At 72.0% G+C, this 21,040-nt stretch carries 22 protein-coding genes and 4 pseudogenes; 16 read left to right on the top strand and 10 right to left on the bottom strand.

Features of this window, described 5'->3' with window-relative positions:
* Positions 1–190: 190 nt before the first annotated feature.
* Positions 191–646 (bottom strand): (2Fe-2S)-binding protein, encoded by a 456-nt coding sequence (locus ACZ562_RS14385; RefSeq protein ID WP_471177947.1) that lies wholly within the window; start codon positions 644–646, stop codon positions 191–193.
* Positions 647–679: 33 nt separating this feature from the next.
* Positions 680–2,764 carry a xanthine dehydrogenase family protein molybdopterin-binding subunit gene (locus ACZ562_RS14380; protein ID WP_471178787.1) on the bottom strand — a complete coding sequence of 695 codons (2,085 nt, stop codon included), beginning with the start codon at positions 2,762–2,764 and terminating at the stop codon, positions 680–682.
* Between the two features lie 197 nt (positions 2,765–2,961).
* Here ACZ562_RS14380 and ACZ562_RS14375 point away from each other — a divergent pair, with 197 nt between their 5' ends.
* The 3 genes from ACZ562_RS14375 to ACZ562_RS14365 all read left to right on the top strand — a co-directional run bounded on the left by ACZ562_RS14375 (position 2,962) and on the right by ACZ562_RS14365 (position 5,499).
* Positions 2,962–4,338 carry a rhodanese-like domain-containing protein gene (locus ACZ562_RS14375; RefSeq protein ID WP_471177945.1) on the top strand — a complete coding sequence of 459 codons (1,377 nt, stop codon included), beginning with the start codon at positions 2,962–2,964 and terminating at the stop codon, positions 4,336–4,338.
* 70 nt (positions 4,339–4,408) lie between these two features.
* On the top strand, positions 4,409–4,759 hold the full coding sequence (locus ACZ562_RS14370; protein ID WP_471177942.1) for a rhodanese-like domain-containing protein: 351 nt from the start codon (positions 4,409–4,411) through the stop codon (positions 4,757–4,759).
* The gene (locus ACZ562_RS14365) at positions 4,756–5,499 is read left to right on the top strand and encodes a sulfite exporter TauE/SafE family protein (RefSeq protein WP_471177939.1); all 744 of its coding nucleotides are present in this window, start codon (positions 4,756–4,758) and stop codon (positions 5,497–5,499) included. Before ACZ562_RS14370 ends, ACZ562_RS14365 begins: the two co-directional genes overlap by 4 nt.
* Positions 5,500–5,646: 147 nt before the next feature.
* Here the strand turns inward: ACZ562_RS14365 and ACZ562_RS14360 are convergent, their stop codons facing one another.
* Entirely contained in the window at positions 5,647–5,925 is a 279-nt protein-coding gene (locus ACZ562_RS14360; RefSeq protein ID WP_471177937.1) for a metal-sensitive transcriptional regulator, read from the bottom strand.
* Between the two features lie 71 nt (positions 5,926–5,996).
* On the opposite strand from ACZ562_RS14360, the gene ACZ562_RS14355 reads away from it, so the two are divergent.
* Together ACZ562_RS14355 and ACZ562_RS14350 are read left to right on the top strand one after the other, a co-directional pair.
* Positions 5,997–6,614 carry a rhodanese-like domain-containing protein gene (locus tag ACZ562_RS14355; protein ID WP_471177934.1) on the top strand — a complete coding sequence of 206 codons (618 nt, stop codon included), beginning with the start codon at positions 5,997–5,999 and terminating at the stop codon, positions 6,612–6,614.
* A gap of 118 nt (positions 6,615–6,732) precedes the next feature.
* A complete protein-coding gene (locus tag ACZ562_RS14350; RefSeq protein WP_471177931.1) occupies positions 6,733–7,080 on the top strand; it encodes a VOC family protein in 348 nt (115 codons plus the stop codon).
* A 9-nt stretch (positions 7,081–7,089) separates the two neighbouring features.
* Here ACZ562_RS14350 and ACZ562_RS14345 read toward each other — a convergent pair whose 3' ends face one another.
* On the bottom strand, positions 7,090–8,055 hold the full coding sequence (locus ACZ562_RS14345; protein WP_471177928.1) for a pirin family protein: 966 nt from the start codon (positions 8,053–8,055) through the stop codon (positions 7,090–7,092).
* Between the two features lie 136 nt (positions 8,056–8,191).
* On the opposite strand from ACZ562_RS14345, the gene ACZ562_RS14340 reads away from it, so the two are divergent.
* Complete coding sequence (locus ACZ562_RS14340) at positions 8,192–8,539, top strand: tetratricopeptide repeat protein (protein ID WP_471177926.1); 348 nt, start codon at positions 8,192–8,194, stop codon at positions 8,537–8,539.
* Positions 8,540–8,608: 69 nt separating this feature from the next.
* Here the strand turns inward: ACZ562_RS14340 and ACZ562_RS14335 are convergent, their stop codons facing one another.
* Complete coding sequence (locus ACZ562_RS14335; RefSeq protein ID WP_471177923.1) at positions 8,609–10,021, bottom strand: PepSY-associated TM helix domain-containing protein; 1,413 nt, start codon at positions 10,019–10,021, stop codon at positions 8,609–8,611.
* Positions 10,022–10,168: 147 nt separating this feature from the next.
* Between ACZ562_RS14335 and ACZ562_RS14330 the strand changes: the two genes are divergently transcribed.
* Positions 10,169–10,816, top strand: coding sequence for a peptide deformylase (locus ACZ562_RS14330; RefSeq protein WP_471177921.1), 648 nt, complete (start codon positions 10,169–10,171; stop codon positions 10,814–10,816).
* 207 nt (positions 10,817–11,023) lie between these two features.
* Here ACZ562_RS14330 and ACZ562_RS14325 read toward each other — a convergent pair whose 3' ends face one another.
* Positions 11,024–12,457: a dihydrolipoyl dehydrogenase family protein gene (locus tag ACZ562_RS14325; RefSeq protein ID WP_471177919.1), complete on the bottom strand. Its 1,434-nt coding sequence runs from the start codon at positions 12,455–12,457 to the stop codon at positions 11,024–11,026.
* 121 nt (positions 12,458–12,578) lie between these two features.
* Between ACZ562_RS14325 and trxA the strand changes: the two genes are divergently transcribed.
* On the top strand, positions 12,579–12,965 hold the full coding sequence (gene trxA, locus ACZ562_RS14320) for a thioredoxin (protein WP_471177917.1): 387 nt from the start codon (positions 12,579–12,581) through the stop codon (positions 12,963–12,965).
* Here trxA and ACZ562_RS14315 read toward each other — a convergent pair.
* A pseudogene (locus ACZ562_RS14315) lies at positions 12,964–13,388 on the bottom strand (aldehyde dehydrogenase family protein); the annotation flags it as partial. The gene trxA and the pseudogene ACZ562_RS14315 overlap by 2 nt on opposite strands.
* Before the next feature lie 395 nt (positions 13,389–13,783).
* Between ACZ562_RS14315 and ACZ562_RS14310 the strand changes: the two are divergent.
* Positions 13,784–14,368 carry a SecY-interacting protein Syd gene (locus ACZ562_RS14310; RefSeq protein WP_471177915.1) on the top strand — a complete coding sequence of 195 codons (585 nt, stop codon included), beginning with the start codon at positions 13,784–13,786 and terminating at the stop codon, positions 14,366–14,368.
* Positions 14,369–14,390: 22 nt separating this feature from the next.
* A complete protein-coding gene (locus ACZ562_RS14305) occupies positions 14,391–15,350 on the top strand; it encodes a WD40 repeat domain-containing protein (protein WP_471177913.1) in 960 nt (319 codons plus the stop codon).
* A gap of 44 nt (positions 15,351–15,394) precedes the next feature.
* Here the strand turns inward: ACZ562_RS14305 and ACZ562_RS14300 are convergent.
* Both ACZ562_RS14300 and ACZ562_RS14295 read right to left on the bottom strand, forming a co-directional pair.
* Positions 15,395–15,688 (bottom strand): annotated as a pseudogene (locus ACZ562_RS14300) (LacI family DNA-binding transcriptional regulator); the annotation flags it as partial.
* 104 nt (positions 15,689–15,792) lie between these two features.
* Positions 15,793–16,473: a TetR/AcrR family transcriptional regulator gene (locus ACZ562_RS14295; protein ID WP_471177911.1), complete on the bottom strand. Its 681-nt coding sequence runs from the start codon at positions 16,471–16,473 to the stop codon at positions 15,793–15,795.
* Between the two features lie 99 nt (positions 16,474–16,572).
* Between ACZ562_RS14295 and ACZ562_RS14290 the strand changes: the two genes are divergently transcribed.
* Complete coding sequence (locus ACZ562_RS14290) at positions 16,573–17,136, top strand: NAD(P)H-dependent oxidoreductase (RefSeq protein WP_471177909.1); 564 nt, start codon at positions 16,573–16,575, stop codon at positions 17,134–17,136.
* Positions 17,137–17,539: 403 nt separating this feature from the next.
* Positions 17,540–17,804 (top strand): annotated as a pseudogene (locus ACZ562_RS14285) (helix-turn-helix domain-containing protein); the annotation flags it as partial.
* Positions 17,805–17,807: 3 nt separating this feature from the next.
* Here ACZ562_RS14285 and ACZ562_RS14280 read toward each other — a convergent pair.
* Positions 17,808–18,164: a hypothetical protein gene (locus ACZ562_RS14280; protein WP_471177907.1), complete on the bottom strand. Its 357-nt coding sequence runs from the start codon at positions 18,162–18,164 to the stop codon at positions 17,808–17,810.
* Positions 18,165–18,551: 387 nt separating this feature from the next.
* Between ACZ562_RS14280 and ACZ562_RS14275 the strand changes: the two genes are divergently transcribed.
* The 4 genes and pseudogenes from ACZ562_RS14275 to ACZ562_RS14260 form a co-directional block, all read left to right on the top strand.
* A complete protein-coding gene (locus ACZ562_RS14275) occupies positions 18,552–18,815 on the top strand; it encodes a hypothetical protein (protein WP_471177905.1) in 264 nt (87 codons plus the stop codon).
* 157 nt (positions 18,816–18,972) lie between these two features.
* A complete protein-coding gene (locus tag ACZ562_RS14270; protein WP_471177903.1) occupies positions 18,973–20,163 on the top strand; it encodes a CaiB/BaiF CoA transferase family protein in 1,191 nt (396 codons plus the stop codon).
* Between the two features lie 8 nt (positions 20,164–20,171).
* Positions 20,172–20,918 (top strand): GntR family transcriptional regulator, encoded by a 747-nt coding sequence (locus ACZ562_RS14265; RefSeq protein ID WP_471177901.1) that lies wholly within the window; start codon positions 20,172–20,174, stop codon positions 20,916–20,918.
* 20 nt (positions 20,919–20,938) lie between these two features.
* A pseudogene (locus ACZ562_RS14260) lies at positions 20,939–21,040 on the top strand (electron transfer flavoprotein subunit beta); the annotation flags it as partial.

Here is a 21,040-nt window from a genome sequence, read left to right as displayed (position 1 = left end):
AGGAGGCGCCGCAGGCCGAGTCGCGGGTTCCCGTGGAACTCGTCGTACGGCTCAACAGCGGGCCCGCCTGCCCGGCACGGCGCGCTGACCTGTACGGAGACAGCCCGGGGCGCGTCCGAGGACCCGGGACCCTTCCGACGACCCGGGTCCTGTCAGACGGCCCGGGACCCGTGCGAGGACCCGGCGGCCGTCAGTCCTTCGCCGAGGCCTTCTTGATCGCCTCGCGGATGCGGGAGTACGTGCCGCAGCGGCACACGTTCTCGATGCGGTCGATGTCTGCGTCTGTCGGCCGCGAGGTCCGTTCCAGGAGGGCCGCCGCGGCCATGATCTGGCCCGGCTGGCAGAAGCCGCACTGGGCGACGTCGCAGTCCAGCCAGGCCTGCTGCACGGGGTGGAGGGTGTCGCCGTCGGCCAGGCCCTCGATCGTGGTGACCTTGCGGTCCGCGCAGTCCGCGACCGGGACGACGCAGGGCTGGACCTCCGCGCCGTCGAGGTGGCTGGTGCAGGCGCGGCAGACTCCCACACCGCAGCCGTACTTGGGGCCGGTGACGTTCAGCAGGTCGCGCAGTACCCACAGCAGCGGCATGTCTGCAGGGGCCTCGACGGTGACCGGCTTTCCGTTCAGGACGAAGGAGTAGGAGGGCATCGGTACCTTCTCGGACGGTGATCGGGAAGTCGGTCAGAAGCCGAGCGGGAAGCGGCGGGGCTTGGTGCCGGTCGCACGGGCGTAGGCGTTGGCGACGGCGCCTGCCGCGGCCGGGACGCCGAGTTCGCCCGCCCCGCCGGGCTCGCCCCGGGACGGCATGATGTGCGCCTCGAAGTGCAGCGGGGCGTGCCGCTGGCGGGCCCAGCGGAAGTCGGCGTAGCTGCCCTCGCGCACCGCGCCCCGGTCGATGTGCAGGCCGGCCTGGAGCACGGTGGAGATGCCGTCGACGGCTGTTCCCATCAACTGGGCTTCCAGACCACGCGGGTTGACGGCGGTGCCGACGTCGGCTGCCATCACCACCTTGGTCACCCTGGGATTCTTCGGGTCGGTGGCCTCGATCTCGACCAGGCAGGCCACACAGGAGCCGTACTCCTCGTGGACGGCCACGCCCTGCGCGTGGCCGTCCGGCATGTTCCGGCCCCAGTGCCCGGCGGAGGCGACCTTGTCGAGGACGGCCTTGACGGCCTTGCTCCGGAGCGTGGTCCGCCGGAAAGCGACGGGGTCCTTGCCCAGACCGGCGGCGACCTCGTCCACGACGATCTCCTCCGCGGTGCGCATCGTCCCGGAGTCCACCGACCGCCAGGCGCCGAGCGGCATCGCCAGTTCGACCGAGCCCGAATCCCCGGACAGGCTCCCGAAGTTGTACAGGCCGCTGTCGCTGGGCAGCGGGCCCGCGGCGCCCACGGTCACCCCGCCCTGGGCGGACGCGCCCTGCCGGTACGACTCGCTGACCGAGGCCGTCGCATGAGCGAAGGCCACCACCCTGCCGCGGGCGTGGCTCGCCCGTATCCGGTGGTGGGAGGCCGGGCGCATCCGGCCGTGCCGGATGTCGTCGGCGCGGCTCCACATCAGCTTCACCGGCTGCTTCGCCTTCTTCGAGATCAGGGCCGCCTCGATCGCTGCGTCGTGGTTCAGCCGTCGTCCGAACGAACCGCCGCCGCGCACGACATGGATCCGGACCTTCGACTCCCGCAGCCCGACCGCCGAGGCGATGCTGCTCCGCGCGTCCATCGGTGTCTGCGAGGAGAACCAGATCTCGGCGCGGTCGGCGCGTACGTCCGCCACCGCGGTCAGCACCTCCATCGGTGCATGGCTGACGAAGGCGAACGTGAACTCGCCCTCGACCTGCGCCGATCCGCGCGGCGGAGCCCCGAGCTTCGGGACGGCGGCCCGCAGCCGGGACCGGATGGCGGCGTCGGACAGGGGGGCCAGCGGACCCGGTGCCCAGGTGATCTTCAGGGCGTCGCGGGCCTTGAAGGCGTAGTGGAAGGAGTCCGCCACCACGGCGACACCTCCGGCGATCCTGACGATGGCGTGGACGCCCGGCATCGCGCGGGCCTCCCGGTCGTCGACCGAGAGGGCCTTCCCGCCGATCGTCGGCGGCCGGGCCACCACCGTCGGCCTCGCTCCGGCCGCCGTCAGGTCTCCGGCGAACTCCGCCTTGCCGGTGACGATGTCCCGCGCGTCGATCCGGTTCGTCGGCCGCCCGATCACCCGGTGCCGGGAGGCCGGCTTGGGCTTGCTCGACACGGCCGGCCGGCGGATCCGGGCGGCGCTCGCGGTCAGGGAGCCGAAGGTGGCCGTGCGCCCGTCAGGTGCGACCACCGTGGTGTTCCAGGTGCGCAGGGTCCGCGCCGGCAGCCGCCACCGCCGGGCGGCCGCGGTCACCAGCCTGGCGCGGGCGACGGCGGCCAGCTGCCGGGCCGGTCCGTACAGCGAGCTGACCGAGCTGGAACCGCCGGTGAACTGGTTGCCCTTGGTCCGGGCGTCGGCCAGAGGGATGTCGACGTCGACGAGCCGGGCGTCCAGTTCCTCGGCGATCATCATGGCGACCGCGGTGGTGACGCCTTGGCCGACCTCGACGCGCGGCAGCCGTACGACCACCTTGTTGGCCCGGGTGACCTCCAGGACCAGCCTCTCCTCGTCGGTGCCGGTCACCAGGACGCCGGACGGCCGTCCGGCAGCGTCGCCGGTCTCCTCGGCGCCCTCCGCGGACGACGTGTCACAGCCGAGCGGTGCGGCGATGGTCAGGGTGGTCGCCGCGAGTGAGTAGACCACGAACTTCCGGCGGGACAGCTGGCTGGCCAACAGGACACTCCTCTCCGAGAACGCGGGGTCGGTTCCCCTGGTAGGAGGCATCCGTGCTGCCCGAGGTTCCCCGCGGGCGCCACGCACCCGCCCGAATACCCCATGGGGTATCTGTTACGGTGGACGGCAGATACCCCCCGGGGTACTCTTTCACGTAGGGAGATGCCGTGTTTTTCGTCGACGTCCTGAAGACCGAGGGTCTTGGCAATCGCAGCTATCTGGCGGGCGGCCCCCGCGCGGCGGTGGTCGTGGACCCGCCGCGGGACATCGACCGCGTGATCGCCGAGGCGGCTCGGCGCGGGGTGCGGATCGCGACCGTGGCGGAGACCCACGTGCACAACGACTACGTGACCGGCGGCCTGGAGCTGGCCCGACTGACGGGGGCGCGCTACCTGGTGCCGGCCGGGGCCACGGTGTCGTACGCACGGGTGCCGGTCGACGACGGGGACGTGGAACCGGTCGACGAGGACGTGGAGCTCCGGGCGGTGGCCACCCCCGGTCACACCCCCCACCACACCTCCTACGTCCTGGAGGAATCGGGCCGCCCGGCGGCCGTCTTCACCGGCGGTTCGCTGCTGATCGGCAGCGTGGGCCGGCCCGACCTCGTCGAGCCACGGCTGACCGAGCAGCTGGCCCGCGCGCAGCACGCCTCCGCGCACCGGCTCGCCGAACAGCTGGACGACGACGTGGCCGTCATGCCCACCCACGGCTTCGGAAGCTTCTGCTCCTCCTCCCCGGCCCGCGGCTCGCACAGCACGATCGGCGCGGAGAAGGCGTCGAACCCGGTGCTCGTCCAGGACGTGGACACGTTCGTCAAGGGCCTGCTGGCCGGGCTGGACGACATCCCTGCCTACTACGCGCACATGGGCCCGGCCAACGCCGAAGGCCCCGCTCCGCTGGACCTGACCCCGCCGCGGCGTGCCGACGCGGGCGAGATCGCCCTGCGCCTCGCTGCGGGCGAGTGGGTCGTGGACCTGCGCAACCGCGTGGCGTTCGCCGCCGGGCACGTGGCCGGGGCGTTCAACTTCGAGGCCGACGGGCACCTGGCGACGTATCTGGCGTGGATGATCCCGTGGGGCAAGCCGGTGACACTGCTCGCGGAGAGCGCCGAGGACATAGCGCGCGCCCAGCGGGAGCTGGTCCGGGTGGGCATCGACCGGCCGGCCGCGGCCGCCGTCGGCGCCCCGGCCGACTGGGTGCCTGCCGGGGTCCGGCCGGCCTCGTTCCCGCGGGCCACGTTCGCCGGGCTGGCCGCGGCGCGCGAGCGCGGCGAGGACGCGGTGGTGGTCGACGTGCGCCGGGACAGCGAGCGCGCGGACGGCTGGATCGAGGGCAGCGTCCACATCCCCGTCCACCAGATCCACCGCCGTCTGGCGGAGGTGCCCGACGGCACGGTGTGGGTGCACTGCGCGGGCGGGATGCGCGCGGCCATCGCCGCGTCCGTGCTCGACGCCGCCGGCCGCGAGGTGGTGGCCGTCGACGACCACTACGCCGAGGCGGCCGGGACCGGCCTCGGTCTCGTCACCTCCACTGCCTCCAACTGACCGCGCGACAGCGCCGGTTCGGACCTTCGCCGGTCCGGGGCGGCCGGCGCGGACCCGAGGAACCCGAACGATGCTCTTCTCCCGACGCGGCCCCGGCCGCATCACGGTCACTCAGGCTCACCGCCTGCTCCGGGACGGTACGGCCGTCCTGCTCGACGTCCGCGAGGCGGACGAGTACCGGGCCGGTCACGCGCCCGGTGCGCTGCATGTGCCGCTGTCGCTGCTGGCAGCCGGGGCGGCCCTCCCCGCCAGGCCGAACCTGGTGCTGATCTGCCGCTCGGGCAACCGCTCGCGGCAGGCGGCGGGGCTGCTGGCCGGGCGGGGTGACGCGGTGGTGGACGTGGTCGGCGGCATGATCGACTGGGCCGCTCAGGGCCTCCCCGTCCAGGACGCGCGCGGGGCCGCCGGGACCGTCATATGACCGCGTTCGTCCTGGCCCTGCTCGCCGGCGGTCTGGTCGGCCTCGCCCTGGGCGCGCTGGGGGCGGGCGGCAGCATCCTCACCGTCCCTGCCCTGATCTATCTGCTCGGCTTCAGCCCGGCCGCGGCAACCACCGCCGGCCTGGTCATCGTGATCGCCACTTCCGTGACCGCACTGCTGGCGCACGCGCGGGCGGGAGCGGTGCGCTGGCGGGCCGGACTGCTGTTCGCGGCGGCCGGTCTGCTGCCCGCCGCCGCAGCCGGCGCCCTGTCCTCGCACCTCCCCCAGGCCGCGCTGACCCTGATGTTCGCGGCGCTGGCCGGTCTCGCCGCCGTGTACATGCTGCGCCGCCGCACGCCGCGCGGGAACGGGACGGTGTCGGCGGCCCGCGCGGCGGGGGCCGGGGCCGGGCTGGGCGCGGTGACGGGGTTCCTCGGAGTCGGCGGCGGCTTCCTGGCCGTACCGGCACTGGTGAGCGTGCTCGCGGTACCGATGAGCGCGGCGGTCGGGACGAGTCTGTTGGTCATCGTCGCCAACGCGCTGGTGGCTCTCGTGGCCCGGGCGTTCACCGCCGTGGACCTGGACTGGGCGCTGATCACACCGTTCCTGGCGACCGCCGTACTGGGGGCCTGGGACGGCAGGCGACTGGCCGCGAAGGTCTCCGCGGCGACACTGCAGCGCGTGTTCGGCACGGTACTGCTGGGTGTCTCCCTGGCGATGGGCACGGCGACGGTGCTGTGAGCGATCGGCCGAAGAGAGTCCTCGGGACAGGAAGATTCCTGGGGCCAGAAATGATCCTCAGGCCGGGAAGTGTCCTCGTCCTCAGGCCGGGAAGTGTCCTCGTCCTCAGGCCGGGAAACGTCCTCGTCCTCAGGCCGGGAAACGTCCTCAGGCCAGGGAGAGGAAGAGCTTCTCCAGGCGGGCCCGCATCTGCGCGGAGTCCCGCAGTTCGGGGTCCTCGCCGGTCATGCACTGCTGGAGTCCGGTCGCGATGATCGAGAACCCGGCCCGGTCCAGGGCCCGGGAGACCGCCGCGAGCTGTGTGACCACGTCCTCGCAGTCCCTGCCCTCCTCGATCATCCGGATCACTCCCGCGAGCTGGCCCTGAGCGCGCCGCAGCCGGTTGAGTGCCGACTTCAGCTCATCGGCCGACATGTCGAGTTGCACACTTCCTCCTCTTTTATACCCCCGCGGGTATCCTACCGTGCGGGGAACGCATCGCAGAAAGGTTCTGTTCCGTGACCACCCCCACCGCACTGACCCCCACCGCACTGACCCCCACCGCACTGACCCTCACCGCGCTGACCCCCGCCCAGGCCACCGCCCGTCTCGGTGAATTCACCGTCATCGACGTGCGCACCCCCGGCGAGTACGCCGGCGGCCGTGTCCCCGGCGCCCACAACATCCCGCTGGACCGGCTCGACGAGGCCGCGCACGCCCTGAAGGCCGCGGCCGCGCGCGGACCGCTGCTGATCGTATGCGCGTCAGGGGCCCGATCCGCCAAGGGCTGCGAGCGGCTGGCGGCCCTGGGCATCGAGGCGGCCACCCTGGAGGGCGGCACGAGCACATGGGCGGCCGGCGGCCGCCCCGTCGAGCGTCCGGCCGCGGCCCGCGCCCCCTGGCCCATGGACCGCCAGGTCCGCCTCGCCGCCGGGGCGCTGGTCGTCCTCGGCTTCGTCGCGGGCGTGGCCTGGCGGCCCGCACACCGGCTGTCCGGTCTGGTCGGCGCGGGCCTGGCCTTCTCCGGCGTGACCAATACCTGTGGCATGGCAGCCCTGTTGGCCAGGCTCCCGCACAACCAGCCCCTCAGGGACGCGATTTCCTTCCAGGAGACCCTGCTGCGACTGACCGACTGACATCCGCTCCGTAACGGCCTCCTCGGCGCCGCTGCTCTGCGTGGTCGGCGCTCCGGGTGGGCGCCGCGTTACGCTGGCCCGGTCCTGACGCATCCGACCTGACCACCGGAGCCGCGAGATGTATGTGCGCCGTGTCGTCCCCAACATCCATACGGAAGCACTGAAGGAGAGCTCGGAGTTCTACGGCGTGCTGGGCTTCGAGGAGGTCATGAACCACGGCTGGATCATGACCCTCGCGTCCGCCGAGAACCCTGCCGTCCAGGTGAGCCTGATGAGCGAGGACCGGACGGCACCCGTCGCACCCGACATGAGCATCGAGGTCGAGGACGTCGACGCGGCGTACATCGCCATGCGGGAGCGAGGCGCGGAGATCGTCCACCCGCTGACCGACGAGGAGTGGGGCGTACGCCGCTTCTTCGTACGCGACCCCAGCGGCCGTGTGATCAACGTCCTCGGCCACAGCTGACCACGCGGGTCAGCGCACCCTTCCTCGCGGTTTCAGGGGTACAGGAGGCAGCTGGGGGGCCGGCAGCGGATCCCCGTCGTAGCCCTTGACCTCGCCGAACCGAGTCCCGGTCATCCAGTCCTCACGAGCCTGCGCGATCTCCTCCTGGGACCGCCCGATCCAGTTCCAGAACATGATCAGCTCCTCCTCGAACGGCTCGCCGCCCAGGAGCATCAGGCCGGCGTCCGACTCCGCGCGCAGCGGCAGTTCGGCGCGGCCGCAGCCGAGGTAGAGCATCGAGCCCGGGAGCAGGGGCACGCCGTCGACATGGGCCTCGCCGGACATGGACAGCACGGCGTATTCGAAGTCCGGCTCCAGGGGCAGGCGTACGTCGGTGCCTCGGGTGAGGGCCAGGTCGGCGCCGACGATGGGGGTGTACGTCGTTCCGGGCGAGGTCGCGCCGTCGAGGTCGCCGAGGATCAGCGTGGCCGTGAGGCCTGGCGCCGTGACGACCGGCAGCTCGGCGTGGTGCTGGAAGTGCGGGTCGATGTGGCGGTGGCTGTCCGGCAGGGCGACCCACAGCTGGGCGCCGTGCAGGAACCGGGCGTGCGGCCGGGGACTCTCCTCCGAATGGCTGATCGCCCGGCCGGAGGTCATGAGGCCGAGTTCGCGCGGGCGGATGGTCTGCAGGCTGCCCGTGGAGTCGCGGTGCAGTACTTCGCCCTCGTGCAGCCAGCTCACCGTCTGCAGGCCCATGTGCGGGTGCGGCGGGACCTGCATGCCGGGCTCGTCGGCGATGTCATCGGGGCCGTAGTGATCGACGAAGCACCAGGCACCGACCATGCGGCGTCCCAGGTTGGGCAGCAGACGGCGGACCTCGGTGGACTCGCCGAGCTTGACGCGGCGGGGGCTGAGGAGTTCGCGCACGGGCTCCGCCACCACGAAGCCACGTCCGCCGCACAGGGCTGGTACCGCCTCGCGATCAAGATTGCTCATACGGCCCAACCTAGTCCCGCACGCGGCTCCGCGTCAGTCCGACCGCACGCCGGTCACCCCCGGACGGCCCGCCCAGTCCGAGTGATGGAATGTTCAACCACTGGGTGTGGTTCCAGGTGGCCGAAGGAGGTCAGCAGTGGACATGACGTACTACGACCACGGCACAGCGGCCGAGCGCTGGGAGCGTGCGCGGACGTTCTTCGACGCCAAGGACTACGCCGCCGCCGCGTGCGTCCTGGGCGGGCTGGTCGATGAGGTGCCGGAGCAGACCGGACCGCGGCTGCTGCTGGCACGCTCCTACTACCACTCGGCCCAACTCCACCGCGCGGAGGCCGAGTTGCGCGTCCTTGTCGAGCGCGACCCGGTGGAGCACTACGCCCGGCTGATGCTGGGCCGCACACTGGAGCGGCAGGGCCGGCACGAGGAGGCCGAGTCGCACCTGCGCATCGCCTCGGCACTCGCGGGCGACTTCGAGCGGCCCTGAAGCCCCCTACGGCACGAGGGCCCGGTTCCGCGCGGGAACCGGGCCCGAGTGCGTTCAGGAACACGTGCGCTACTTCGCTCCCGCACCGCTCTCGCACGTGCTCCGTCCCCGCCGGTGGGCGATCTCGCCGAGGGCGACGTCGACGACGACGAACGCGGCCAGCGGAACGCCGAGCAGCGGCACGAAGTAGCCGAGTACGGCGATGACCGCGACACACGGCAGGAGGATCTGCGGGGGCACCTCCTGCCAGGCGCCCCGCGGGATCGGCCTGCCGAAGGCGGAGCCGCGGCCGCGCTGCCACCACATGCGGTAGCCCCACACGATCAGAACGATCAGCGAGAGTGCGAGCGCCATCAGGGCGATCTGGTTGACCAGGCCGAAGAGGACTCCGGTGTGCAGGTCGATGCCCCAGCGCGTCAGCTTGGCGAGCACCGGATAGTCGGCGAAGCGCAGGACGTCCGTGACCTCGCCGGTGGACGGGTCGATCGCGACGGAGTCCTGCTTCGTGGGCCAGCTGCGCTGGACCTGCTTGACCACATACGCCGACGAATCCGACTTCTCGTCGGCGGGCGGGACGATCTCGACGGGATCGCCCAGTCCCTCGGCGCGGGCGGCGGCCAGGACGTTGTCAAGGCCGACGCCCTGGTCGGCGCCCCCGGCCGAGGCGGACGCGCCGTGGCCTCCGTGGTCGCCGCCCGTCGCGCTGACCGAGGGGGTGGACTGGCCGAGCGAGGTCCGCAACTCGTCGATATGCGCGCCCGCGTAGGTCGACCAGGTCAGGCCGGTCGCCGAGAGGAAGAGGAACCCGGCCGCGGCCCAGACGCCGACGCTGCCGTGCAGCCCGAGCGTGCGGCGCCGCCCGCTGGTGCCGCGCACCTTGCGCAGGGCGCTGCGGCGGGAGAACCACAGCAGCAGGCCGCCGCTCGCGATCACCCACAGCCAGCTCGCGGCGAACTCGCTGTAGAGGCGCCCGGTTTCGCCGAGCCGCAGATTGGCGTGGAACTCGTCGATCCAGGTGCGCAGCGGCAGCGCACCGGTCGAGCCGTACTGTTCGAGGGCGCCGCGCACCTTGCCGGTGTACGGGTCGACGAACACCGCGAGGCTGTGGTCCGGGTCGACGCCGTCGACCCCGGAGAGCAGCACCCTGGTGGTCGCGTCGGCCGCCGGGGAGGGGCGTACGGCCGAGACCGTGCCCTCGGGGTGGGCCTTGCGGGCGGCCGCGACCTGCTCGGAGATCGGCAGCTTGGTGTCGCCGACGGGGACGGTCATCTCGTGGGAGTACACGAGCTTCTCGGCCTGGAAGGCGCCCGCGTACAGGAAGCCGGTGAGGGCGGCGACGAGAAGAAACGGGGCGACGAGCACTCCGGCGTAGAAGTGCAGGCGCAGCACGAGCGGGCGGAGGGGGGCCCACCTGCCGGGGGTCGGCGCCGGGGCGGCGGGTTGCGGAGCCTCGTCCGTGGTGGTCGAGGGAGCGGTGGACATCGGCGGCTTCTCCGGGGGCAGGGGACGTTTCGTGTTGCTTCAGCGGTCCAGTAGTCGGAGAAAGGAGGCTTCGAGTTCCGGGGCGAACAAGTGACCTGCGTCACATACGGCGTCGGGCGTCGCCGGCCGCCGTGGCATGCTGGCGCGATGGCATCTCCGACTGATCGCGTGCCCCTGGCCGAACGGGTGGAGGAACTCCTCGCCACCGACGGCCCGTTGCCCGTCGTCGCGGCCGGCGACCCGGTGCTGCGGCGCGGGACCGAGCCCTTCGACGGACAGCTCGACGGCGTACTGCTGGCGCGCTTCGTGGCGGCCCTGCGCGTCACCATGCACGCGGCGCCGGGCGTGGGCCTCGCCGCGCCCCAGGTGGGCGTGCCGCTCAGGATCGCGGTCATCGAGGACCCGGCGCCGGTGCCGGAGGAGGTGCGGGTGGCACGGGGGCGGGTTCCGCAGCCGTTCCGGGTGCTGGTCAATCCGTCGTACGAGCCCGTCGGCACCGGGCGGGCCGCGTTCTTCGAGGGCTGCCTGAGCGTGCCGGGCTGGCAGGCGGTGGTGGCACGGCACGCCGAGGTGCGGCTGACGGGGCAGGACGAGTACGGCCGCGCGGTGGACGAGGTGTTCACCGGCTGGCCCGCGCGGATCGTGCAGCACGAGACGGACCATCTCGACGGCACGCTGTACCTGGACCGCGCGGAGCTGCGCTCACTGTCCTCGAATCAGGCGATGGTTCAGTGGTGGGCGCAGGCGACACCGCAGGAGGCCGCGGCGTCGCTCGGCTTCGAGCTGCCACGCTGAACCGCCCCGGACGGCGCCGCGGCGGCCGTGCCCGGACAGGTCCTGGTGCCGCGTCAGCCGAGGTTCGCCCGTCAAGGAGCGGCGTCCGGTGCGTGCTCTCGGCGTGCCGGCCGGAAGTCCTCGTACTGGACGTACGTGGGCTTTCGGCCGGTGCGGCGAGAGGGCGTGCCGGGCGTCGCGACGGGGCGAACCTTGGCTGACGCGGCACTAGTTGTCCCGGTACGCCTCGAGCAGTCGCAGCCACACCTCGCTGATCGTCGGAAACGACGGCACCGCGTGCCACAGGCGGCCGATCGGGACCTGGCCGGCGACCGCGATCGTCGCCGAGTGGATGAGTTCGCCGACGCCGGGGCCGACGAAGGTGACTCCGCGCAGGATCTCCTCGTCGAGGTCCACGACCATGCGGGCACGGCCCCGGTAGCCGTCGGCGTACAGGCCCGCGCCCGACACCGAGGACATCTCGACGTCCACGGCCCGGACCCGGTACCCGGCCTGTTCCGCCTCCGCGAGGGAGAGGCCGACGGCCGCCGCCTCCGGGTCGGTGAAGACGACCTGGGGGACGGCGTCGTGGTCGGCGGTGGCCGCGTGCGCGCCCCAGGCGTCCGGCTCCGGGAGGGGCTCGCCGGAGGCGCGGGCGGCGATGGCGGCACCGGCGACGCGGGCCTGGTACTTGCCCTGGTGGGTGAGGAGCGCACGGTGGTTGACGTCGCCCACCGCGTACAGCCACTCGCTGCCGGTCACGCGCAGGCTGTCGTCGACCGACAGCCAGCTGCCCGGCTCCAGGCCGATCGTGTCGAGGCCGATGTCGCCGGTGCGCGGGATGCGGCCCGTGGCGAAGAGGATCTCGTCGGCCTCGATGCGGTCCCCCCGGCCGGTGACCACCACGACCGTGCCGTTCTCGCGGGTGACCGACTCGACCGACGTGCCGGTCCGGACGTCCGCGCCCGCCTCCGTGAGAGCCTCGGCAACCAGTTCCCCGGCGAAGGGCTCCATGCGGGACAGCAGGCCCTTGCCGCGGACGAGGACGGTGACCCGAGAGCCGAGGGCCTGCCAGGCGGTGGCCATCTCGGTGGCGACGACTCCGCCGCCGACCACCACGAGACGGCCGGGCACGGCCTGCGCGCTCGTCGCGTTCCGGCTGGTCCACGGCTTGACGTCGGCGAGGCCCGGCAGGCCGGGCAGTACGGCGTCGCTGCCGGTGCAGACGGCGACCGCGTGCCGTGCGGTCAGGACGCGCCGCCCACCGTCCGGGCCGGTGACGGACACCGTACGCGGACCGGTCAGACGGCCGTGGCCGCGGTAGAGGTCGGCGCCGATGCTCTCCAGCCACTGGGCGGCGCCGTCGTCCTTCCAGTCGGAGGCGTAGTAGTTGCGGTGCGCAAGGACCGCTGCCGCGTCGAGAGGACCCTGCACCGACTGACGCAGGCCGGGAACGCGGCGGGCGTCGGCGCGGGCGATGACCGGGCGCAGCAGGGCCTTGCTGGGGATGCAGGCCCAGTACGAGCACTCACCGCCGACCAGCTCGCCCTCCACGACCGCGGTGGAGAGGCCGGCCGCACGTGTGCGGTCCGCGACGTTCTCCCCCACGGGACCGGCCCCGAGCACCACGACGTCGTACGCGATGGTTTCCGTTTCCGTCATGGGGTTCAGTCTGGTGGGTGGTGTGCGCGGGGGCCACATGGGTACGCGCGCGGAATATGCACCAGGGTGGCCGCGTTGTGCCAGCGGCTTCGCCACCACACCAGGAAGAGGGAATCACGCCATGAGCAGCACCGTGGAGCTCACCAAGGAGAACTTCGACCAGACCGTCATGGACAACGACTTCGTCCTGATCGACTTCTGGGCGTCCTGGTGCGGGCCGTGCCGTCAGTTCGCCCCTGTCTACGAGAAGGCGGCGGAGGACAACCCGGACCTGGTGTTCGGCAAGGTGGACACCGAGGCGCAGCCGGAGCTGGCCGCGGCCTTCGGCGTCCAGTCGATCCCGACGCTGATGATCGTCCGCGACCGGGTCGCCGTCTTCGCCCAGCCGGGCGCCCTACCCGAGGCCGCCCTGACGGACGTCATCGGCCAAGCCCGCAAGCTGGACATGGACGAGGTCCGCAAGGCGGTCGAGGAACAGCAGTCCCAGACCGAGCAGAACGGCCAGTAGCGGCGCGTGCGCGCAATGCCGACCAGCGGACGTCGGTGAAGGCCTCCAGGCTGGAGTCGCGCCGAAGCGGGCGCCGGTGCCGGAGGCGGCGATGCCGCCGAACGGGGCCACGGCCTCGTCGTTCACGGTCTGGTCGGTGATGTGCACGATCCCGGGGCGGGACGCGCTCGGGCGGGACTCGGTGCCCGGGGAGAGGCCGTCCGGACCGTCCGCCGCGGGGGCCGCCGCCTCGTCGGGTGTGCTGAAGGAGCGGACCGGCGCGACCGGGCCGAAGACCGCCTCCGCGTAGGCGGTGGTGTGGTCGTCGACGCCGGCGAGTACCGTCGGCCGGCAGAAGAGGTTCTCGTGCGTGCCGCCGGCGGTCGGCTTGGTGCCGCGGGCGGTGCTCGTCTCCACCAGACCGTGCACCCCGGCGAGTTGCGAGCTCGGGAATCGGTTCGGCGACGGCGGCACCACCTACCGTTTCAGGTCATCGGGTTGCCCCACCCGATGACGCGGCTGATCCACGGTTCTGAGTAGTTCCACCGATGCTTCGGAGGCGGCGAGGGTCCAGGATGGTCGTTCGGGGCAGCGACCGCGGTCTTGGGGCTGGTGATCCGAGGACGTAGGAGCCGTTCCACATCGTGGCGGCTCCGGTGCCTGATCACCGGCGGGCACGCCGCACACCGATCCCTTCGAGCCCGAGAAGTTCGCCTGGGCCCAGCTTTACGCAGCGTGCCAGTCGAGTGTCACGAGTGGGCAACCGCCATCGTCTTCGGCTGAGCGGGTGTCCTGCAAACGCGGAACCGCCACTCCTTGAAGGAGCATGACTGACCAGCATGGAGCATCCCACCATCGAGGAAATCCTCGCCGGATACCTGTTTGAACGCTGGGAGAGCTTGCGCGACGGCTCGGTGGGCGGGGAGCCTCGCGAACTGAACGTCGTTGAGTACGACCCGGATTGGCCTTCCGCTTGCTGGTCAGGCGACCCGGGACCGGACGGGCAGATAAGTTGGAAACCCGTTGAGATCCAGGAGACACCCGACGTCTCGGACCTGGAGAACGCCCTCGGCGCACCACTTCACCCGGACGTGCAGTGCCTCTACGGAAGCTTCTGGTGCGGTCCGATCCTCGACTTTCATGCCGCTTCGAACCTGGAGTGCGGGCTCGCGACTTTTTGGAACGGAACGGCACTGGAGCAGACCGTTTCCGGACAAGCAGACTTCTTCCGCGCCATGAGGAGGCATCCGGACAGGTTCGCCGGCTACCGCCCACTCCTACTCGTTGCCCAGACCGATGGTGACCTGTTCTTCGGACTGGACAACTCCAACGGAGAGATAGTCCTCGAGGAACCCGGCGAGCCGCACAAGGGCCGGCTGGTCGCACCGTCGCTCGCGCAGTTCCTCCAGGACCTTGGTTCTTGAGCCGAGACCGGCAGGGGTATCGGTGCGAACGCTGAGCGGCCACTCGGGCGAGGTGCTGACGGTGGCGACGCTCATGCTCGATGGGCGCCCGTACGCCGTCACCGGCAGCAACGACAAGACGGTGCGGATATGGGACCTCACCACCGGGCGGCAGGCCGGCCCGCCGCTCACCGGCCACACGAGTGGGGTGCGTTCGGTGGCGACCGCGACCATCGACGGCCGCCCGCACGCCGTCACGGGCGGGGCCGACGGAACGGTGCGGATATGGGATCTCACCGCGGGAGGGCAGAGCATGTCGCCACTCACCGGCCATGTCCGCCCCGTGAACGGGGTGGCGACCGTTGTCATCCTCGGCCGTCCCCACGCCGTCACCGCGGGCGATGACCGAACGGTGCGGGTCTGGGACCTCGCCACGGGAGAACAAGCGGGTCCGCCGCTCACCGGCCACACAGGGTCGGTGCGCTCCGTCACGGCGGTACTGGTCGGCGGGCGCCCGCACGCCGTCACCGGCGGCAACGACAAGACGGTGCGGATATGGGACCTCACGAACGGCGAACAGGCCGGGGTACCTCTCACCGGTCATGTCCGCACGGTCCGCGCGGTGGCGGGTGCGTTGATCGACGACCGCCCCCACGCCGTCTCCGGCAGCGCCGACGGAACACTGCGGGTCTGGGACTTCACCGTTGGCCCCGAGGCCGCACCGTCCATCACCGGCCACAAGGGATCGGTGCGCGCGGTGGCGACCGTGATGACGGCCGACGGCCCCTACGCCGTCACCGCCCACGCCGATGGGGTCGCCGCTCTCTGGGATCTCACCACGGGAACGCGGACCGGCCCCCCTCTCATCCATCACACCGGCCCGGCAGTGGCGGTGGCTGGACTGACGGTGGCCGACCGCCTCTGGGTCATCACCGGTGGTGCTGACGGAAGTGTGCGTATATGGACGATGCAGCGGTTGACCGCCCGTCATCGTGGGGCGTGATCGGTTGCTCGGCCGGCTGCTGCGGACGAGGGCGTCGCCGTCCTGTAGAGCGGGCCGACCGGGATGGACGGCGCGGGCATCAGGACCATGCGGCTGTGCCCGGCGCGCAGGCTGCGGGCCGCCGCGTGGGGCACGTACCCGAGTTCCTTGGCGGCCTCGTGCACACGGCGGCGCGTGGGCTCGCTGATGCGGACGGCGCTGGTGTTGTTGAGGACGTAGGAGACGGTCGCGCGCGAGACGCCGGCCAGCCTGGCCACATCGGCGCTCGTCGGAACCGAGCGCGGTGCGGAGGGCGAGGACGCGGGCGTTTTCGGTATCTGCACCATGACGTACGGCATCTTGGCAGAAGCCGGTGCCCGCGATCAGGGCGGGGGACAGAGCGGGCGCGTATCCGGCCCTTGTGCCTGCTGGACCGGTCGACCACCCACGGCTGAAAGGGAGTTCAGCGGGGCGGGCCGGTACACGTCACGCGGGCGACCAGGTCGTCCCAGCCGGCCTCCAGCCGCTCCATCGGCATCCCGCACTGGGTGGTCAGGTAGTGGATCGCGGCTGGATCGAGGTAACCCATCAGTGTGAGGGCAAGGAGTTCGCAGTCCGCGTGGGGGACGGCCTGCCGCAGCAGCATGGTGACGTGGCCGCGGAGAAATCGGCGGGGCGCGTTGGAGAAGCGGCGGTCCGCGCCGGGATCGGCCGCCAGCTGCAGTTCCAGTTCGTCCACCGACCGCCGCAGGAGAGCACGGCCGAACGCCCGGAGCCGCTCCACGGGCGGCGCCCCGGGCCCGAGCGGCGGAGGTCCGCCGAGGAACGCGGCCTGGAACTTCTTCTCGGAGTGGTCGAGCAGCGCCATCAGCAGGCCGTTGCGGTCGCCGAAGCGCCGGAACACCGTCCCCTTGCCCACCGAGGCCGCCGCGGCGACCGCCTCCATGGTCACCCCGGCCGCTCCGTGTTCCGTCACCAGCCGGGCGGCGGCCTCCAGGAGCCGGGCCCGGTTGCGTGCGGCGTCCGCACGCAGGCACGGGTGGTCGTCCGCGGAGCCGAGCTGCAGCAACTCGGGCTGCTCGACGGACTCCGAAGGCTTCCGGTAGGGCGGCGGGGCGGCGGACACGAAGACAGCGTAAAGCATCGGGAACAAAACTGGACCGCGGTCCGGTTAAGGTGGTAGAAGTTTAAACGGACCCCGGTCCGGATCCTTTCGGCAATGTTTCACTCCCTTGGAGTTCACATGTCTGTTCGCATCCTCGCGCTCGTCGGCAGCCTTCGCGCCGGTTCGCACAACCGCCAGCTCGCCGAGGCGGCGGTCAAGCACGCTCCCGAGGGCGCCGACGTGGTGCTCTTCGAAGGGCTGGCCGACATCCCCTTCTACAACGAGGACATCGACGTCGAAGGCAGCGTCCCGGCCGCCGCGGCCACGCTGCGTGAGGCCGCCCTGGCCGCCGACGCCTTCCTCCTCTTCTCCCCCGAGTACAACGGCACCATCCCGGCCGTCCTGAAGAACGCCATCGACTGGCTGTCCCGCCCGTACGGCGCCGGTGCCTTCGGCGGCAAGCCGGTCGCCGTGGTCGGCACCGCCTTCGGCCAGTACGGCGGCGTATGGGCGCAGGACGAGGCCCGCAAGGCAGTGGGCATCGCCGGAGGCAAGGTGATCGAGGACCTCAAGCTCTCCATCCCCGGTTCCCTGACCCGCTTCGCCGAGACGCACCCTGCCGACGACGCCGAGGTCGCCGCGCAGCTCACCGAGGTCGTCGCCCGCCTGCACGGCCACGTCGACGAGGCCGTGGCCGCGTAACGGCGCCCAGCTGCCGAAGGCTCCCCGAGGGGCCGGAGCCGGTCGGCTCCGGCCCCCTTCCACCCGCCACCCGGCGGGCAGGTTCCGCCGGACGGCGACGCCCCGCCCGGGTGCCGATGCGGCTTCCGCGGTTTCGACGGCTTCGACCCGCAGGCGGCCCTCTCGCAGGCGGCCCGAGCGGCCCGGCTGGGGTGGCGGCGGAGGCTGCCGGGCAGCTGAGGCGAGCGTCGGGACGTGCCTCGCACGCGCCATGGAGCAGGCACCGGCACCGGACGCTTCGGCGGGCCGGGCTCCCAGGGGCACGCTCCGGCCAAGGCACCGGTGCGCACACCGGGGCAGCTGAAGCCGGCGTCCCCCGCGCGGCAAGCGGGCCCGGGCACCGGACATCCGGCGGGCCGGGACCGTCCCCATCGGCACGCCGCCCACCTGGACTCCGGACCGCCGGCCGGCCGCGTCGGCGTGGGCACCCTGGCTGCCGGCCACCCTGCACGCCGTGGCCTCGACGGCGAGGCTGCGCGCGGCCGCCGCCGGAATCAACGTCCACCACTCCACACTGCAGGACCGGGCTGGCCCAGGCCTAGCACCTGCCGGGCTGGCCGGTACGCACGCCCCAGGGCCGGTTCAGGCTCCAACCCGCGCTGCCAATCCGGCACTTGGCGCGGCGGTAGCGGTCACCGGAACTCGTGCACGACCTTGATCTCGCCGACGATGCGGGCGTTGAACTCGTCCAGCTCCTCGGCGGGCACCCACAGTTCGAGGATCGTCTCACCGCCCGCCTGCCGGACGGGATAGCGGCTCAGGAAGTCCGACTCGACCTCGAAGCGGGTGACGAAGCCGGCGCCGTCGTGCTTGACGTTCCAGTCCCGGGCGATCCTGATCGCGTAGTCCTCGTTGAGGACGGGGTAAAAGATCGGCTGCTCGGGCAGCCTCGGCGGCCAGGCACGCCAGTTCAGCTCGCGCACCAGCTCCAGCTCCTTCGGACCGGTGGGGCGCCAAAGGGTCGTCGTGGCGGGCGGCCGACTGGTCATGGAATTCCACTCTCCGCGTTGGTCCGCCGCCATTGCGGCCGAGGGATGACTGGACGATACGGCAGCCCGGGGCCGGCGGCGAACGGGTCCCACACTCGGCGCCGGAATCCGGAGTACGACCGCGCAGCCACCGTTCTGCGCCCTGCCTGCGGGATATGCCGTCGCCGCTGCCGAGCGGCCCGGCCGGACGGTGTCGGCGGGCGCCCGGCACAACTTGGGCCCATGTCGCCGCCAACGCCCATCTCCGTGCAGGTGACCGTCGGGGCGCCGGCCGCGGCGAGTCGGTGGCGTTCTACGACGCATTGCCGCTGACCGTGATGGGCAGAGTGCTCAAGACCGAGCTGAGACAAGGGCGTTGTGCTGCCCGCAGGAGATCGGAGGTTCCTCGTGACGACGAACCAGGCCGCCCCGACGGCACAGATGTCGCACGCGCGGATCGAGCGCATCGACGACGTGATCATCGCGCTCCTGGCCCGCCGTCGCGCGATGGCGCGGGAACTCCCGCACCCGGCCCGGGCCCGCGCCACCGACCCCGACTTCGTGGAGGCCGTACAGGAGATGACGGACCGCTACCGGCAGGAACTCGGCGGCGCCGGTGAACTCGTCGCCCGCGCGGTGATGGTGCTGTGCCATCCCGACCGCCGGCCCTGAGCACCACCGTGGCGGACATGAGCGTCATTGGGGCGTACAAAGCTCCAGGGCCGTGTGAAGTACCTCACCGACACACCGGCGCTGACCAGGAAAGCACAGGTGACGGGGCGGAGAGCTGCGTTGACAGGCTCTCGGATTTGGCCGTACAAATGGCCGCATGAGCCTGCCGCAGCCTCCCCTGTCCGGGATCACGGTGGTCAGCCTGGAACAGGCCGTGGCCGCGCCGTACGCGACCCGGCAGCTCGCCGACCTCGGCGCGCGCGTCATCAAGGTCGAGCGACCGGGCGACGGTGACTTCGCCCGTCGCTACGACACGACCGTGCATGGTCACTCCAGCTATTTCGTCTGGCTCAACCGGTCCAAGGAGTCACTGACGCTGGACCTGAAGGCGCCCCGGGGCCGCGAAATCCTCGGTCGGCTCCTCGACGGCGCCGACGTGTTCGTCCAGAACCTCGCCCCCGGCGCCGCCGACCGCCTCGGCCTGGACACCGAGACCCTCGCCGGCCGCCACCCGCGGCTCATCCCCTGCACGATCTCCGGCTACGGCACCTCGGGACCCTGGGCCGACCGGAAGTCGTACGACCTGCTGGTGCAGTGCCAGACGGGCCTGGTCTCCCTGACCGGTACCGCCGGGGAACCGGCCCGGGTCGGGATCTCGGTCGCCGACATCGCCGCCGGGATGTACGCCTACAGCGGTGTCCTCACGGCCCTGTACACGCGTGCCACCACCGGCCGGGCCCACCCGGTGGAGGTGTCCCTGTTCGAGGCGCTGGCGGAGTGGATGGGCCAGCCCGCGTACTACACCCGCTACGGCGGCACCCAGCCCCCGCGCCTGGGCACCCAGCACGCCACCATCGCGCCGTACGGCACGTTCACCGCCGCCGACGGCAAGGACGTGCTCTTCTCCATCCAGAACGAACGCGAGTGGGCCGCCCTGTGCGCGGACTTCCTCGGCCACGCGGAACTGGCCGGCGATCCGCGCTTCGCCACGGGTTCCGACCGCGTCGCCCACCGCGAGGAGCTCAACGCGATCGTCGCCCGGCGCATCGCCCGCTCCGATGCCGAGGAGATCCTCAAGGACCTGGAGGGCGTCGGCATCGCCTGCGCCGGGGTCAACGACGTCACCGCGTTCCTCGACCACCCGGTGCTGGCCGCGCGCGACCGCTGGCGCGAGGTGGGCGTACCCGGCGCGACGGTGCAGGCACTGCTGCCGCCGGCCGACCTCGCGGGACTGCCCGCCCGCATGGATCCCGTGCCGGCCGTCGGCGAGCACACGGCGGCGATCCTCGCGGAACTCGGCCACAGCCGCGCCGACATCGAGTCGCTGCGCGCCGACGCCGTCGTCTGAGGACCGCCATGGCTGAGCAACCGTATCGAGAGAGCACCTACTTCCGGCTCGCCCGTGAACTGCGGGCGGCGATCCTGCGGCACGACTATCCGGAGGGCGTACGGCTGCCCACGGAGGCCGAGTTGGCGGCCCGCCACCAGGTCAGCCGGCAGACCGTGCGACGGGCCTTCCAGGACCTCGTCGCCGAGGGCCTGGTCCACCGGGTACCGGGGCGCGGCACGTTCGCCACGCCCCGCGACGAGCAGTACCTGCGCCAGTTCGGCTCGGTGGACGACCTGATGGGGCTGTCAATCGACACCCGGATGGACGTCGTCACGCCCTTGCACCCTCGGGTCGACGTGGACGCGGCGGGCCGGCTGGGCCTGCACACCGACCGGGTGCACAAACTGGCCTTCCTCCGGCGCCACGAGGACACGGCCTTCTGCCACACCGCCGTCTTCCTGCCGCCCCCCGTCGGCCGGCTGCTGGAGTCGGTCCCGGAACTGACCGAGCCGGGCACGCCCAGTGCGTTCACGGTCATCGGGCTGCTCGACCAGCGGCTGCCCGAGCCGATCGCCGAGGCCGAGCAGAGCATCACCGTCGCGGAGGCCACACCCGAGATCGCCGGACACCTCGGCTGCGCACCCGGGCGGGCACTGCTGCGCGTCGACCGCGTCTACCAGTCGGTCGCCGGTCAGCTCGTCGAGCTGGCCATCAGTCACTTCCTGCCCGAGCACTACTCGTACCGCGTGCGGCTGAAGCGCAGCGGACACTGATGTCAGAACAGGAGAGAGTTGTGAGTCTGAGGATCGTTGTCACTGTGAAGTACGTGCCCGACGCCACTGGCGACCGGCACTTCGCCGATGACCTGACCGTCGACCGGGACGACGTGGACGGT

The organism is Streptomyces sp. NPDC040410 (assembly GCF_055595715.1).
This window is presented reverse-complemented; position numbering and strand designations above follow the sequence as displayed.

What these genes read in the sequence shown, in the direction of transcription:
- ACZ562_RS14270 (WP_471177903.1), top strand. Translation starts at nt 18,973, where the DNA reads ATGAGCCTGCCGCAGCCTCCCCTGTCCGGGATCACGGTGGTCAGCCTG.
- ACZ562_RS14310 (WP_471177915.1), top strand. Translation starts at nt 13,784, where the DNA reads ATGGAGCATCCCACCATCGAGGAAATCCTCGCCGGATACCTGTTTGAA.
- ACZ562_RS14385 (WP_471177947.1), bottom strand. Translation starts at nt 646, where the DNA reads ATGCCCTCCTACTCCTTCGTCCTGAACGGAAAGCCGGTCACCGTCGAG.
- ACZ562_RS14280 (WP_471177907.1), bottom strand. Translation starts at nt 18,164, where the DNA reads ATGACCAGTCGGCCGCCCGCCACGACGACCCTTTGGCGCCCCACCGGT.
- ACZ562_RS14330 (WP_471177921.1), top strand. Translation starts at nt 10,169, where the DNA reads ATGGCATCTCCGACTGATCGCGTGCCCCTGGCCGAACGGGTGGAGGAA.
- ACZ562_RS14370 (WP_471177942.1), top strand. Translation starts at nt 4,409, where the DNA reads ATGCTCTTCTCCCGACGCGGCCCCGGCCGCATCACGGTCACTCAGGCT.
- ACZ562_RS14350 (WP_471177931.1), top strand. Translation starts at nt 6,733, where the DNA reads ATGTATGTGCGCCGTGTCGTCCCCAACATCCATACGGAAGCACTGAAG.
- trxA (WP_471177917.1), top strand. Translation starts at nt 12,579, where the DNA reads ATGAGCAGCACCGTGGAGCTCACCAAGGAGAACTTCGACCAGACCGTC.
- ACZ562_RS14365 (WP_471177939.1), top strand. Translation starts at nt 4,756, where the DNA reads ATGACCGCGTTCGTCCTGGCCCTGCTCGCCGGCGGTCTGGTCGGCCTC.
- ACZ562_RS14290 (WP_471177909.1), top strand. Translation starts at nt 16,573, where the DNA reads ATGTCTGTTCGCATCCTCGCGCTCGTCGGCAGCCTTCGCGCCGGTTCG.
- ACZ562_RS14265 (WP_471177901.1), top strand. Translation starts at nt 20,172, where the DNA reads ATGGCTGAGCAACCGTATCGAGAGAGCACCTACTTCCGGCTCGCCCGT.
- ACZ562_RS14345 (WP_471177928.1), bottom strand. Translation starts at nt 8,055, where the DNA reads ATGAGCAATCTTGATCGCGAGGCGGTACCAGCCCTGTGCGGCGGACGT.
- ACZ562_RS14335 (WP_471177923.1), bottom strand. Translation starts at nt 10,021, where the DNA reads ATGTCCACCGCTCCCTCGACCACCACGGACGAGGCTCCGCAACCCGCC.
- ACZ562_RS14295 (WP_471177911.1), bottom strand. Translation starts at nt 16,473, where the DNA reads ATGCTTTACGCTGTCTTCGTGTCCGCCGCCCCGCCGCCCTACCGGAAG.
- ACZ562_RS14325 (WP_471177919.1), bottom strand. Translation starts at nt 12,457, where the DNA reads ATGACGGAAACGGAAACCATCGCGTACGACGTCGTGGTGCTCGGGGCC.